The organism is Heyndrickxia sporothermodurans (assembly GCF_003055045.1).
Classification (GTDB): Bacteria; Bacillota; Bacilli; order Bacillales; family Bacillaceae_C; genus Heyndrickxia; species Heyndrickxia sporothermodurans.
In genome coordinates this window covers 61,982-76,682 of record NZ_NAZB01000015.1, presented here as the reverse complement: position 1 = coordinate 76,682, position 14,701 = coordinate 61,982, and the positions used below count along the sequence as shown (strand labels likewise).

Here is a 14,701-nt window from a genome sequence, read left to right as displayed (position 1 = left end):
TCTATCTATATATTTAGCCTAGATATCCCCAGGCTAGAACAGCTACGATATACACAATACCAATCCAGAACATGGAAACTACGGTGTATCCCATAACATCTTTAAGTTTTAATTTTGATAGTGCTAGGGCTGGTAAGATCCAGAAAGGTTGAACCAAATCATTCCAAGCGTTACCAAGCATTACAGACATCGATGTTTGCCCAAGAGATGCGCCTAATTCTTTTGCAGCGTCTATCATAAATGGCCCTTGGACAACCCAGTGTCCACCGGCTGATGGTGCAAAGAAGTTGATGACAAAGGAACTCACAAGTCCCCATAATGGAAGTGTAGCTGCACTTGACATATCGACAAACAATTTTGAGATTGTTGTAACTAGACCTGAAGCAGCCATGATCGCCATGATTCCTGCATAGAATGGATATTGAAGAATAATACCCGCAATGGTTTTAATCCCGTCGTTTAATTTAGCAACATAATTAGCCGGTGTACCCAAAAGAATGATACCTAAAAATAGAATAATGAAATTGATCATATTTAAATCAAGTGACTCACCGGAAACAAAATGATAGATCACATAGATGATCCCAACTAATCCGATTAGAAGGCTTAGTATACGGCTATTATTTAATTTGTTTGCGAACGTATCATTCGCAAGAACACTCTCAGCTGATGCTGCCACCTCTTTTTCAGCTTCAATAGATGGGTCATATTCAATGATATCTTCCGCATTTTTCGGATGAAGCCAAGCGTTTAGAAGAGGTAATGTAATAATAACTACTAAACTTGTAATAATCATAGGTAGTGAAAAAATTGTGTGTGATAATCCAACAACGCCCATTGCCTTTTCTAATGGGTGTCCTGGCGTAGAGATTAAAACAGGGATACTTGCTGAAATTCCTAGACCATACATTGTAAAACCACTGTATGCAGCGGCAATAATTAAAGGATAATGGACACCCTTAACTTTTGACGCTAGTTTCTTTGCCATTATTCCACCAATGACAAGTCCAAATCCCCAGTTAAGATAACTACCAATAGCACCAACTAATGTTGCGACAATGATGGCTGTTCTTGGTTTATGAACCTTATTAACAATTTTTGTTAGTAATTTATCAACGATTGGAGCGCTTGCCAGTACGTACCCCATTGCCAAAATGACCGCCATTTGAGTGGTGAAGGCAAGTAAATCCCAAAATCCATTTCCCCAGGCTTTTGTTGTAGATAGAAATCCTTTCCCCTCAACTACCATTGCTAGAATAATAGTTAATAAAGTTAACCCAATGGCAAAAACAAACGGATCCGGTAAATACTTACGCATTAAGTTTGTGAAAAATTTTGTCACCTTTGACATATCCCTACCCCCTTAAGATATTAACTTTTTGAATTCATCCAACGTTTGAGTTCAAGCAGTTGAGCGTTTTTTCTTTTTAATACGGATTCCGAAGGTTCATTCCATTTATAAAAACCTTCTCCTGCTTTGATTCCAAGTTCACCATTTTCAACCTTAGAAGCCAACAATTTAGATGGTGTACTACAATTTTCCAAATCTTTATATAGATAGGAAGCAATATCGTGATGGATATCTAATCCATTTAAATCTCGTTGTTCTAGTGGACCGGTAAATAATAATCTCATTCCAATGCTATACTGAACGACTGTATCTATATCTTCGGCTGATGCAACTTCGGACTCAAGAAGAGAGATCGCTTCTCGAGCTAGAGCATGTTGAATGCGATTTGCGATAAATCCAGGTATTTCTTTTTTCACTAATACCGGCTTTTTACCAACAGATTTTAGAACAGACATTACTTCATCAATTGTATCCTGTGAGGTACATTCACTCTTAACCACCTCTACTAACGGAATAATATCAGCAGGCATAAAGAAGTGAGTTCCTACAGCTCTTTGTGGGTAAGCTAAAACGCTTACAATTTCATTAATCGAGAGCCCTGATGTATTTGTAGCTATGATGACTTCACTGCTACAATAGGATTCTATTTGTTTAAAGACTTCATGCTTTAATGATAGTTTCTCAGGAACGGCTTCTATAATAAAATCCGCACCAGATATAGTAGAGATGTCACTTGAAACGGTTAATTGTTCCATCACTGGATTAATCATGTTTTTATCAAAAAGATCATAAAGTGAAAGTTGGGCTAATTGATCGGCTATTTTGACTTTGGCACGCTCCAAAGCATCTGGAAATGGATCAATCAAGTGAACGCTTATATTATTTTGTAAAAATAATTGAGCAATACCACTACCCATTGTTCCGGCACCAACAACGGTTACATTCTTTATTCCAGTTGGCAAATTATTCCCCCCCTAGTACAAAAAAAGGCATAAAAAATAGCTTTTCCCATAGAGAATAAAGGTAATAATACCTTATTTTCTAATGGAAAAGCTATGTTTCCTTAAGTGGATATGAAAGGGTCGCTTTCATAGGTTAAGAAAATGGCTTTTCGTACGAAAATACTTTATTAACACAATTTTTATTAATATATTTAGAATTTTATCAAGATAACGAATGACCTGTCAATATATTTTTGCTATTGGATTTTTTTGGAATGACGATCCATTTGTTCAACGTACCTCTGGTAGGCTGTTTTTAATGCAACGACAACAGAGTGGGTAGATGGTGCAAAATAATGTGCTTCTATACGTTTGATTAAGTCATCGATGCCATTAGACAAATCATAGCCTACTAGTAACCTCCGAAAGAAGTTTTGTGCCAAATCCGTAATTAAAGTAAATTCAGCATCTATAATAACATTAGAATTCATATTAATTTCCAAAACAATTCCGGAGTGTTTATATTGTTCAAACATTGCTGTCCCTTGAGGGGCCTTAGCATATCCCGTGACCAATACTGTATCAAGATCTACTAATTCTTTTCCCATTCGAAATCACCTCTATTTTATTTTAACTTATAAAGAATGTAATTGTAAGTCAAGGATTTTGATATGCTTTAGTAGATTAAGTCATAGTACTTTTCTTTGCGAGTCTATTTTTATGAGAAAGAATTCTTCTTCAATTTATACTGAATTTCTTCAGTTTAGTTTATAGTATAACGCAGACCGAGATATCCCTAAATGCTGTAGCGGAGGAACGAGCGTCCTAGATTAATAGTTAAAGAAGAACCGTCCCTTTGTTTTCGTCCCTATTTATCAAATCCTCCACTGTGAAAAATACTTTAAAAGGAAATCAACGAATATTTCAGTGACATCATCAAAAGGGGTATCTTTTAAGTGGATTAAATCATAATCCCGCTTAATGTAGGGCAGGTCAGATACCTTCTTTTCTAATAGAGTTCCTTTTTTTAGCTCCTTTTGAATGGCGGACCTTGGCAATATAGCTATACCCATTTTTTGTTCGACCATTCTTTTTACTACCTCAATATTATCCACTTCCATAATGACATTCTGCGGAAGGTGCAAACGGTCAAAAGCATTATGAATAAGAGTCCAATCAATGGATTGTTGATTATAAAGGATAAATTTCTCTACTGCTATTTCTTCCATTGAAATGTCATTTTTACATTGGAATGGGTGTTCAGGATAGACGGCTAAAATCATTTCATCATTAAATAAATGTACGGTATCTATTTTTGGATGTGTAACCGATCTGGTAATACCAAATTTTACTTGATGTTTTAATACCATATCTAAAACTTGAGGTGAATGCCCAGTAAGGAGGTTTATCTTGGTTTTTGGGAATTTATCGTGAAATTCTTTAATGACAAATGGCAAGAAATTGAAAGCTGCAATAAAAACCGCTGAAATCTCAATTTCTCCCTTTAATTCGGATTTTGTTCGTTCAACGGCTTGTTTTCCAGCTTGAAGATTTTGAAATACATTTTTAGCATAAGGAAGAAAGGCCTCTCCTTCTTTAGTCAAGGTTACATTGTTTCCCGCTCTATTAAATAATTTGCAGTTTAATGCAGATTCTAGTGATTTAATCCGTGTACTTACAGTTGGCTGGGTTGTATATAAAGATTCTCCCGCCTTGCTAAAACTTGATGTTACTGCAACAAAAAGGAATGCCTCAATTTGTTCGATATTCATCCTTATACTCCCCCCCTATAAAATTATTTTATAGCAATTATCGTAAATATTTATTGGATTTACAAAATAATTTGCCATTTAATTAAAATATATTTCAATTAAAAATATAAAAAATTGTTGGAATACTTCATGACTGATTCTATCATCATTATTTCAAGTGGTCCATTTAATCTAGAAGGAGGAATAGGAGAATGAGCATCGGATACGCAAATGGCAGATATGTTCAATTAGATGAAGCGGTAATTCCCATTGATGAAAGGGGACACCAATTTGGTGATGGTGTTTATGAGGTTATAAGAGCGTATAATGGAAAGCCTTTTATGTTAGATCAGCATATCCAACGGCTTATTAATAGTGCTAAAGCAATAAGATTGCCAATCGACCGAGATGAAAATGGCTATAAGTCCCCTGTTTTAGAAGCGATTCATAAATCGAAATTAAAGGATTGTGACATTTATCTGCAAATAACAAGAGGAATTGCTGCAAGAAAGCACTTATTTCCGGATGCACCTGTATCCACAACGATGACGGTGAAACCTATGCGAGTAATCGGGAATAATGTAAGGGAAGATGGTGTCAAGGCTATTTTACACGAAGATGAAAGGTGGAAAAATTGTTATATAAAATCGTTAAATCTTTTGCCTAATATCCTCGCAAAGCAAGCTGCTCATGATGTTGGCTGCTTCGAAGCGATTATGGTAAGGGATGGGAATGTTTCTGAGGGCACTAGTTCCAATGTTTATATCGTTAATGATAACGTAATTTATACAACACCGCTTTCCAAACAGATTTTACCCGGAATTACACGAATGGCTGTAAATGAGATTTCCCATTCTTTAGGTATTGATTTCGTTGAAAGATATTTTACTCCCGAAGAAATGCTCGAAGCCGATGAAGTTTTTATAACTAGCACCACTTCGGAAGTACTATCTATTTCGAATCTTGACGGAAAAAAGATTGGTAACGGAAAAGCGGGGAAAGTTGCATTGAAAATCTTTGAAAAATTCATGGAAAATGTTTCAATGTAAAAACACCAATTATGATGTAAAAAGGATGGGGAATTAAGCAACTTTGGAATAAAAAGGGTGTATTAGGATACGGAATATTCCCCTTTTTAATCAAAAAAATAATAATCTATTAAATTTTTTGTCAATTTAGGTTGAAATAGGTTGGAATATGTTGTAGGATTATTAAAAATAGACAGAACATTCGGAAGGTGGAGAAAATGGAAGCAACAGAATTGGTACAGGTATTTCGTGGGGATTTGGTTGAAAGCATTCATAAAGGACATATTGCGGTAGTCGATTATAAAGGGAGGCTTCATAAATATGAGGGGGATCCTTATCGGAAGGTATTTGCACGTTCCTCGATGAAACCACTACAGGCTATCCCTGTTGTTGAAACTGGTACCGCTGACCATTTTGAATTTGATGATGCTGATTTATCTCTCTGCTGTGCATCACACAATGCAGAAAAGCAACATACAGAACGCGTTCTATCCATATTAAAAAGAGCCGGATTGGATGACCATTCACTTAAATGTGGAACCCATCCATTACGCCGGGAAGATGTATTTAAGGAACTTATTCTTGAAGGAAAAGAGGTTACGCCACTTTATAATAATTGTTCGGGTAAGCACAGCGGCATGATTGCTACTGCAAAATATATGAATGAACCTGTCGAATCGTACTTTGAGCTAAGTCATCCAGTACAGCAGCGAATTCTGCATACCATTAGTGAAATGGCAGATTATCCGGTTAAGGATATCGAGCTTGGTGTAGATGGCTGTGGGGTTCCTGTCCATGCTTTACCGCTTGAACGCATTGCATATGCATATGCAAGGATGACAAGACCTGAAAGGTTAGATGAACAACGGGGATCTGCAGTGAAGCGAATTACATCTGCCATGATGTCTGCTCCTGAAATGGTTGGAGGTACGGATCGTTTTTGTACGAATTTCATGAGGGCTGTACAAGGAAAGATGTTTGGTAAGGCAGGTGCAGAAGCAGTTTACTGCATTGGAGATATTCAAACTGGCCTAGGTATTGCTATCAAAATAGAAGATGGTTTTGGGAGAGCTACAGAACCTGTAGCAGTAGAAGTATTGAGACAGTTAAATTTGCTAACAGATGAGGAATTATCAAAATTAGTGAATCATCATAAGCCAACTGTGCTTAATGCAAGGAAAAAGGTGGTAGGGGAACTCGTTCCAACCTTTACATTGAAAGATGGAAAGGAACTTTAAATAAATGGAGGAAAAAGATATGAGGAAAAAAGGGTTTGGAATCATTACTGCAATTATTTGTTTATCACTTATGCTTTTTGGATGTTCGAATTCTTCTAGTTCATCATCCGGGGATAAAGGAGCGGGTAAAATCGTTAAAAAGGAAGGAAAGGATATTACGGTTGCCGTTGCATCAAACTTTGTAAGTTTGGATCCACATGATTCAAATGATACATTAGGTCTTTCTGCCGAAAGAATGATGATGGAAGGTTTAGTAGGATTCGACAAAGAAATGAATATTGTCCCGGTTTTAGCAGAGAAGTATTCAATAAATAAAAATGCGACAGAATTGACCTTCAATCTTCGAAAAGATGTTAAATTCCAAGATGGAACCCCTTTTAATGCAGAAGCTGTGAAGGTGAACATCGATCGTTTATCAAATCCTGATAATCATCTTAAACGTTACAGTCTGTTTGAGTTAGTAAAAACAACAAATGTGGTGGATGAATATACAGTAAAAGTGACATTAAAGAAACCTTTCGGGGCGATGTTAAATAACTTTGCTCATCCATCATCTGCTATGATTTCGCCTGCTGCACTAAAGAAATATGGAAAGGATATTGCGCGGCATCCAGTTGGGACAGGCCCGTTTAAATTTGATGAATGGGATCAAAGTGATCACTTGAAACTTGTAAAGAACGAAGCTTATTGGAAAAAAGGGTATCCAAAAGTAGATTCTATCACGTTTAAACCTGTACCGGAAAATGGTTCACGTATAGCGATGTTACAAACAGGTGAAGCAGACTTTGCTTATCCTATTCCGACTGAACAAGTCAAATCAATTGATGGAAAAAATGGGATTGTTGTTGAAAATGATCCATCCATTATTGTTTATTATCTATCGATGAACACAATGAAAAAGCCATATGATGACGTTCGCATTCGTCAGGCAATGAATTATGCGATTAATAAAGATGCATTTATTAAAGTGGTCTGGAATGGATACGGGGAACCTGCATCATCAATAATCGCTCCAAAGGTAGGTTTTTATTCAAAGCAAGAACCTTATACATTTAATTTAGAAAAAGCAAAAGAATTAATGAAAGATGCTGGAGTTGAAAAAGGATTTACCGCCAAAATTTGGTTAGGTAATAGTTCCACTTCGATTAAGGCCGCTGAGTTCATCCAACAACAACTGGCACAAATTAACGTAAAAGTGGATGTAGTACCAATGGAGGCAGGAACGTTGTCTGAAAAACTTAATAGCCCTCAAAAACCTGAGGATGCAGAAGTTGAACTTTATTTTGGTGGATGGTCACCATCAACTGGTGATGCTGATTGGGGCATTCGTCCATTATTTGGAGGAAAAGATGCATTTCCACCACTTAATTACAATACCGCTTATTACAATAATGACAAAGTCAATGAAGCTTTGAAAGCTGCGTTACAAACATCGGATTCTAAGGTACGCGAAGATGCGTATAAACAGGCGCAAAAGCTTATTTGGGATGATGCACCATGGGTAACCCTAGCAGTACCGCAAAATCTAGCAGGTAAGAAAAATTACTTAGATGGAATTTACCTATTACCTGATGGATCATTAAGTGTCAATGATATAGAAATAAAACAATAATTATTCGGGGGGCCTCTAAGCGGATGTCAAAGTGAGGTTCCCCTCATTTTTACGAGAAGGTAGGTGTTATGATGGTTCGCTATCTTATTAAACGTTTATTAACTGTTATACCAATCCTATTTTTGGTATCGATCTTTATTTTTCTATTCGTTCATTTAATACCAGGTGATCCTGCCAGGTTGGTAGCTGGTCCTGATGCAAGTTTATCAGATATTGAACTTATCAGAAAAGATTTAGGATTAGACAAGTCATGGTTAGAACAGTATATCAATTTTATCACCAATATTTTCCACGGAGATCTTGGGTCGTCCTTAAAAACAAAACAGCCCGTGTTACATGAAATCGGAATCCGATTTATGCCTACATTTTGGTTAACATTATGGAGTATGGTATGGGCTGTTATTATTGGAATTATTATCGGTATCATTTCAGCGAAAAAGAGAAATAAATGGCCGGATTATGTAGGAATGTTCGGTGCCGTCTCGGGCATATCACTTCCTTCCTTTTGGTTAGGATTAATTCTTATTCAGTTTTTTTCGGTAAAATTGGGCTGGTTACCAACAGGAGGTCTTAAATCTTGGGAAAGTTACATTCTTCCTTCTTTAACATTGGGGACAAGTGTTGCAGCGGTCATCGCAAGATTCTCTCGTTCATCGATTATGGATGTTTTGAAGGAAGACTATATCCGAACCGGTCGTGCAAAAGGTCTAACGGAAGGAAAAGTGATAATAAGTCATGCATTGAAAAATGCGTTAATTCCTGTAGTGACGATGACGGGATTGCAGTTCGGTTTTTTACTAGGTGGATCGGTCGTTATTGAGACTGTATTCAGCTGGCCGGGTCTAGGTAGACTATTAATTGATTCTGTGAGTTTTCGAGATTACCCGGTTATTCAAGCTGAAATGCTATTATTTTCACTGGAATTTATTTTAATCAATTTAGTAGTGGATATACTTTATGGCTTTTTGAATCCGCAAATACGTTATTAGTAAAGGAGGCTTGGTGAAAAGATGCCTGAACTACAAGGAAATACGAGCATAAATCAACAAGTGGTGAATCCGTCTTTGGCAAAATCAAAGTCATCGCCATTTTCGGAGTTCTTAAGGAAGTTTAGGAAACAACGATTAGCTTTTATTTCGGCTATTTTTATCGGAATATTGATTGTGTTAGCGATTATTGGTCCATATATAGTTCCGTATAAAATTGCGGAACCTGACTACAATCATGTACTTGAAGGATCATCTTTTAAACACTGGCTTGGAACGGACCCTTATGGTCGTGATATTTTCAGCAGAATTATTGCAGGGACAAGAATCTCATTATTTGTAGGATTATTCTCAGTATTTTTAGGGGCTATCATTGGAACGGTATTGGGGTTGATCAGTGGGTATTATGGGAAATGGATTGACGGAATCATTATGAGATTTTGCGATTTATTATTCGCCTTTCCGGGGATTCTGTTAGCGATTGGGATTATCGCTATACTAGGGCCGGGACTTGAAAACGTCGTAATAGCTGTAGCGATATTTGGTATCCCTACTTTTGCGAGGATTGTACGATCCAGTACTTTAGCGATTAAATCAACCTTATATGTTGAAGCTACTCGATCAATAGGTGCAAAACCACGCCGTATTATTTGGAAGCATATTTTTCCCGGAACGGTTACCAGCATTGTGGTTAACTTTTCGATGAAGATCGGAAGCGCGATTTTGACAGCTGCGTCTTTAAGTTTCTTAGGACTTGGTGCACAACCGCCATCACCTGAATGGGGTGCGATGCTTAGTGGAGGTCGTGATTATTTAACGATGGCCCCGCATATTACCTTATATCCTGGTATTGCCATTTTCTTAACGGTACTAGCCTTTAATTTATTAGGTGACGGTCTACGTGATGCGCTTGATCCTAAGATAAAGGATTAATGAAAGGGGGTTTAAGAGATGGGAGCAGAACTACTAAAGATTTCGGATTTAAAGACACATTTTTTTAGTGAAAAAGGTGTGGTTAAAGCGGTGGATGGGGTCACCATTACCGTGAATAAAGGGGAAACCGTAGGGATTGTTGGAGAATCCGGTTGTGGGAAAAGTGTTACTTCCTTATCTATTATGCGTCTATTGAAGGATACACCGGGGAAAATTGTAGATGGTGAAATATCCTTCGAAGGAAAAGACTTGATTGGATTATCGGAAAAAGCTATGCGCTCGATCCGTGGTAATGAGATTGCGATGATCTTCCAGGAACCGATGACATCATTAAACCCTGTTTATAAGATTGGGAGACAATTAGTCGAATCCATCCGTTTACACATGAAAAAAGATGCACATGCAGCAAAAGAACATGCTATAAAAATGTTAGAGCTTGTTGGGATTCCACGAGCACGGGAAATTATGAAGGAATATCCGCATCAGCTATCGGGCGGAATGCGTCAGCGTGTTATGATTGCGATGGCCATGTCCTGTAATCCGAAGCTTCTAATCGCAGATGAGCCAACAACTGCCTTAGATGTAACCATTCAAGCGCAGATATTGGATTTGATGAGAAAATTACGTGAAGAAAGTGATTCTTCTATTCTATTAATCACACATGACCTTGGTGTGGTTGCCGAAATGTGTGACCGCGTGGTTATTATGTATGCCGGAAAAGTGGTAGAGGAATCCGATGTGAATACAATTTTTGAAAATCCTAAACATCCCTATACGAGAGGTTTATTAGGGTCTATTCCAAAATTAGGCATGAAGATTGATCGCCTTCAATCTATCGCAGGTAATGTCCCCGCTCCGGAAGAAATGCCGAAAGGGTGTAAGTTTGCCCCTAGATGTCCATTCGCAATGGATAAGTGCAGGGAAAAGGAACCACAGTTGCGAAAGGTAAATGAAAATCATACAACGAGATGCTGGCTTAATGAGAAGGAGGAGGCATAAATGAGCGCTTTAGTTGAGGTGAAAAATTTAAAAAAACATTTTCCCGTCAATAAGGGATTCTTTTCAAAGAAGTCATCTGTGGTCAAAGCAGTGGATGGTTTATCATTTACGATTGAGAAAGGTGAAACTTTAGGTCTTGTTGGTGAAAGTGGCTGTGGAAAGTCTACAACAGGTAGAATGATTATGCGTCTAATTGACCCAACGGATGGACAAGTGTTTTTCAATGGTGAAGATATTACTTTAATGTCCGAGGATAAATTACGTTCGTTTCGAAAGGATTTTCAAATGATATTTCAAGATCCTTATGCCTCATTAAATCCTCGGATGAAGGTTGGAGATATTATTGAGGAACCACTGATTGTTCATGGAGTGGAGAAGGAACAACGCAAACAAAGAGTGGAATCCTTATTAGAAATTGTCGGATTAACGCCATATCATGCTGATCGATTTCCTCATCAATTTAGCGGAGGTCAAAGACAAAGAATAGGAATTGCACGCGCTTTAGCTGTAAACCCGCAATTAATTGTTGCAGATGAACCGGTTTCCGCATTAGATGTTTCGATACAATCACAAATTTTAAATCTATTAAAAGACTTGCAGCAACAATTTGAACTAACCTATTTATTTATTTCCCATGATTTAAGTGTGGTGGAACATATAAGTGACCGGGTGGGTGTGATGTATTTAGGTAGATTGGTTGAAATGGCAGATAAAGAAGTGTTGTTTAAGGATCCACTTCATCCGTATACGAAGGCTTTATTGTCCGCCGTTCCGATTCCAAATCCAAAGGCAAAAAGGGAAAGAATTATGCTGACGGGGGATTTGCCGAGCCCTTCCAACCCACCAACAGGCTGTACTTTTCACACACGTTGTCCATTTGCAACCGAGCAATGTAAGACGGAGGTTCCTGAGTGGAAAGAAATAGGTGAAAAACACTATGTTTCCTGCCATTTATATTAGATAATAGGAAATAGATAGGATAAATGGTAGGACGGTGTGTTTATATGGCAGAAGCAAAATTGCATCTTATTTCGATAGAGGAAAAATATCTTGCAACCATTACCAGGCAATTAAAAGAAGTATTTCGTAATTTAATCCATCTTTCTCCAACTACGATTAAAGATTTGCAAAATAATACGATAGACCCCGGGGATGTGGTGATTTTATCAAGTGATATCCTTTTTGGCTTTGCTTCACAATTTATCCCCGAGGGTTGTCCATGTATTATTGCCAAAAGGGAAATCAATTATGGGAATATGAAGGAAGTTATTGACTTACCGCCTGGTAGAAACATTTTAGTTGTGAATGATAATTGGAATAATACGAAAGAAACCGTAGAATCGCTAAGAGAAACGTTTTTTGAGCATAACTATTTTCCCTATGATCCAACGAAACCTTTTCCATCCGCTATTGATTATATTATTACACCAGATGAGGTAGACCTTTTACCGAAAGGATTGGGGAAGGTTATCGATATTGGGATGCGTCTTTTGGATATAGAGGTATTTTTCGAGGTGAAGAAACTGCTTTCATTGGAAATTGAATCTTCCACTTTATATAAACGATATACAAAATCGTTAATTTTATTATCCAAGGACCACACTTTTGACGAATCAAATGATAACAAGAAAATTATTAAAGACGTACGTGAGGTTGCGGGTTATCATTTTTCTGATATGATCGCGGGTAGTTCATTAATGAAGGAACCAATAAGACAAGCAATGACTTTTTCAAAAATAAGTGACCCGATTTTTTTATACGGGGAAGCGGGAACAGGTAAAAATATGATGGCACAAGCCATACACAATGATTCCCAGTACAAACACGGACCTTTTGTCGTTTATCATTGCGGTTTTCGTACCCATGATGTTCTAGAACGGGAGTTATTTGGGATTGAAAATGGTCATGATGTAAAAATGGGATTAATTGAGAGAGCTCATGGTGGTACGCTTTATATAACGGCAATTAATGAGCTCCCGGTGTTTTTGCAGAAACGTTTGGTAGAAGTCATTGAAACGAAAAAAATAATGCGGGTGAAGGGAACTAGCTATGTTTCGGTCGATGTAAGAATCATCATGAGTAGTATTTATTCCCTTGATAAACTATTAAATGAAGGATTCATCGATCAAGAATTAGCTTATTTACTCTCACGCTCAGCAGTGCATATGCCCAGTTTATCTGAAAGAAAAGAGGATATAGAAGATTTAATCGAAAATATAAAAAAAAGATTGCATCGAGAGGATTTAACATTTACCCCTAGGGTGATGGAACGATTAAAAAATTATCGTTGGAAAGAGAATGTAAAAGAATTATATAATACGATATCCTATTTGTCTTTTTTGGATAAACCAATAATTGATATTCAAATGCTTCCCTTATATCTACAAGGGGATAAAGAATCTTTTAATCAAGTGCTTTCGTCTCAAGAAATTCAAGTGGATAAAATCATTGAAGAAATTGAGGAGCATGGATTTATAGAAGAAAGTACAGCCATTTTAAAGGCGTTCCATGAAGGAAAACGAAAACGGGAATCATACGGTCGTTTGAAGTTAATGGACATATTATTAAAAAAAGAAATAAGGTTAACGGAACAACAATTGCGTATGAGATTAGAAGTACTTCAGGATTTGGGGCTATTAAATGTTCGAAAAGGAAGAGCAGGAACAACCATTTCAAAACTTGGAGAACAATTCTTGGAGTGCATTGGAAAGGGAGATGAAAGTGAAACTATATATTTCGGCAGATATTGAAGGAGTTGCTGGGGTTGTACATAGTGAACACACCACCCGTGATGGGAGGGAGCATGACCGTGCAAGAATGCTAATGACTGAAGAAGTTAATGCATGTATTCGTGGTGCCGTTGCAGCGGGTGCAAATGAAATCGTTGTCAATGATTCCCATGGTACAATGAGAAACATTATTCCTGAACTTCTTCATACAGAAGCTTCATTAATTTCAGGTTCACCGAAGAAACTGGCGATGGTGGAGGGGCTTGATGAAACCTTTGATGCGGCAGTATTTATAGGCTATCATACAAAAAAAGGTGATTTCGGCCTACTTAATCATACCTTTAGTGGAAAAGTGGTTCGCTCTATTAAAGTGAATGGAATTGAATATGGGGAATTTGGTTTGAATGCTTTAGTTGCTGGCCATTTTAATGTACCTGTTATTTGTGTTTCCGGTTGTGACCGATTGGAAAAGGAAGTACGGGAACTTATCCCGGAAGTATACTTTGCTACGGTTAAGCAAACGATTAATCAATTTACTGCTAGAAGTATTCATCCGAAGAAAGCGCAGGAGCTAATTGAGAGGCAAACAAAGGAAGGGTGGATGAATAGAGGAAATATCCCTCTATTTTCTATAGATGGTCCCGTCACTGTTGAAATGTCATTTAATACAACAGGATTCGCAGAAAATGCTGCTATATTACCGATTGTGGATCAAATAGATCCATCTACCGTTACCTTTAATGCTTCTAATATAATAGAAGGTTACCGTTATATTCGTAGTTTAATTATGATAGCAAATTAATCAAGAATACAGTAAATGTATTCTTTGCAGTGCTTGCTACGGCTATTGCACAGCAAGCAAGCATAAAAAACGACAAAGAAGAACCACCCGGGCGAAAAAAACGAAAGGGTGGTTCTTCACGTTAGTAAGTTAACTTGAACATACCTATCTGTAAAAAGTAGTTACAAGTTTTCAAACCGAGGAGTTTCCAATAGAAGCGAGGTGGACAAATGGGCGTAAAGAAAAGGAATCTTTGTCGTTAAAGAGAAGGAATGAATCTCAAGATGGGTTAAGAAAAGGAATCTTGGTCGTTAAAGAGGAGGAATGAATCCCAAGATGGGTTAAGAAAAGG

Annotated in this window: 13 protein-coding genes; 9 read left to right on the top strand and 4 right to left on the bottom strand. The window is 37.4% G+C overall.

Features of this window, described 5'->3' with window-relative positions; translation table 11 throughout:
- Positions 1-13 precede the first annotated feature (13 nt).
- The 4 genes from B5V89_RS06385 to B5V89_RS06370 all read right to left on the bottom strand — a co-directional run bounded on the left by B5V89_RS06385 (position 14) and on the right by B5V89_RS06370 (position 4,064).
- Positions 14-1,351: a short-chain fatty acid transporter gene (locus B5V89_RS06385; protein WP_108071018.1), complete on the bottom strand. Its 1,338-nt coding sequence runs from the start codon at positions 1,349-1,351 to the stop codon at positions 14-16.
- A 20-nt stretch (positions 1,352-1,371) separates the two neighbouring features.
- Positions 1,372-2,313: a 3-hydroxyacyl-CoA dehydrogenase NAD-binding domain-containing protein gene (locus tag B5V89_RS06380; protein WP_108071016.1), complete on the bottom strand. Its 942-nt coding sequence runs from the start codon at positions 2,311-2,313 to the stop codon at positions 1,372-1,374.
- Positions 2,314-2,549: 236 nt separating this feature from the next.
- Positions 2,550-2,900 (bottom strand): DUF3870 domain-containing protein, encoded by a 351-nt coding sequence (locus B5V89_RS06375; RefSeq protein WP_108071014.1) that lies wholly within the window; start codon positions 2,898-2,900, stop codon positions 2,550-2,552.
- A 267-nt stretch (positions 2,901-3,167) separates the two neighbouring features.
- Positions 3,168-4,064 (bottom strand): LysR family transcriptional regulator, encoded by an 897-nt coding sequence (locus B5V89_RS06370; RefSeq protein WP_107920627.1) that lies wholly within the window; start codon positions 4,062-4,064, stop codon positions 3,168-3,170.
- Positions 4,065-4,255: 191 nt separating this feature from the next.
- Between B5V89_RS06370 and dat the strand changes: the two genes are divergently transcribed.
- From dat to B5V89_RS06325, 9 genes are all read left to right on the top strand, one after another.
- Positions 4,256-5,092 carry a D-amino-acid transaminase gene (gene dat / locus B5V89_RS06365; RefSeq protein WP_107982090.1) on the top strand — a complete coding sequence of 279 codons (837 nt, stop codon included), beginning with the start codon at positions 4,256-4,258 and terminating at the stop codon, positions 5,090-5,092.
- Between the two features lie 197 nt (positions 5,093-5,289).
- A complete protein-coding gene (locus B5V89_RS06360; protein WP_107982091.1) occupies positions 5,290-6,309 on the top strand; it encodes an asparaginase in 1,020 nt (339 codons plus the stop codon).
- A 19-nt stretch (positions 6,310-6,328) separates the two neighbouring features.
- On the top strand, positions 6,329-7,921 hold the full coding sequence (locus tag B5V89_RS06355; protein ID WP_107982092.1) for a glutathione ABC transporter substrate-binding protein: 1,593 nt from the start codon (positions 6,329-6,331) through the stop codon (positions 7,919-7,921).
- Positions 7,922-7,992: 71 nt separating this feature from the next.
- On the top strand, positions 7,993-8,910 hold the full coding sequence (gene gsiC / locus B5V89_RS06350) for a glutathione ABC transporter permease GsiC (protein ID WP_107982101.1): 918 nt from the start codon (positions 7,993-7,995) through the stop codon (positions 8,908-8,910).
- Positions 8,911-8,931: 21 nt separating this feature from the next.
- Positions 8,932-9,840 (top strand): ABC transporter permease subunit, encoded by a 909-nt coding sequence (locus tag B5V89_RS06345; RefSeq protein ID WP_108071012.1) that lies wholly within the window; start codon positions 8,932-8,934, stop codon positions 9,838-9,840.
- An 18-nt stretch (positions 9,841-9,858) separates the two neighbouring features.
- Positions 9,859-10,839, top strand: coding sequence for an ABC transporter ATP-binding protein (locus B5V89_RS06340; RefSeq protein ID WP_108071010.1), 981 nt, complete (start codon positions 9,859-9,861; stop codon positions 10,837-10,839).
- Positions 10,840-11,799 carry an ABC transporter ATP-binding protein gene (locus B5V89_RS06335; RefSeq protein ID WP_108071008.1) on the top strand — a complete coding sequence of 320 codons (960 nt, stop codon included), beginning with the start codon at positions 10,840-10,842 and terminating at the stop codon, positions 11,797-11,799.
- 44 nt (positions 11,800-11,843) lie between these two features.
- A complete protein-coding gene (locus tag B5V89_RS06330) occupies positions 11,844-13,589 on the top strand; it encodes a sigma 54-interacting transcriptional regulator (protein WP_181294617.1) in 1,746 nt (581 codons plus the stop codon).
- Positions 13,561-14,370, top strand: a complete 810-nt coding sequence (locus B5V89_RS06325) for a M55 family metallopeptidase (RefSeq protein ID WP_108071004.1) — start codon at positions 13,561-13,563, stop codon at positions 14,368-14,370. The genes B5V89_RS06330 and B5V89_RS06325 overlap by 29 nt, the downstream gene beginning before the upstream one ends.
- Positions 14,371-14,701 lie beyond the last annotated feature (331 nt).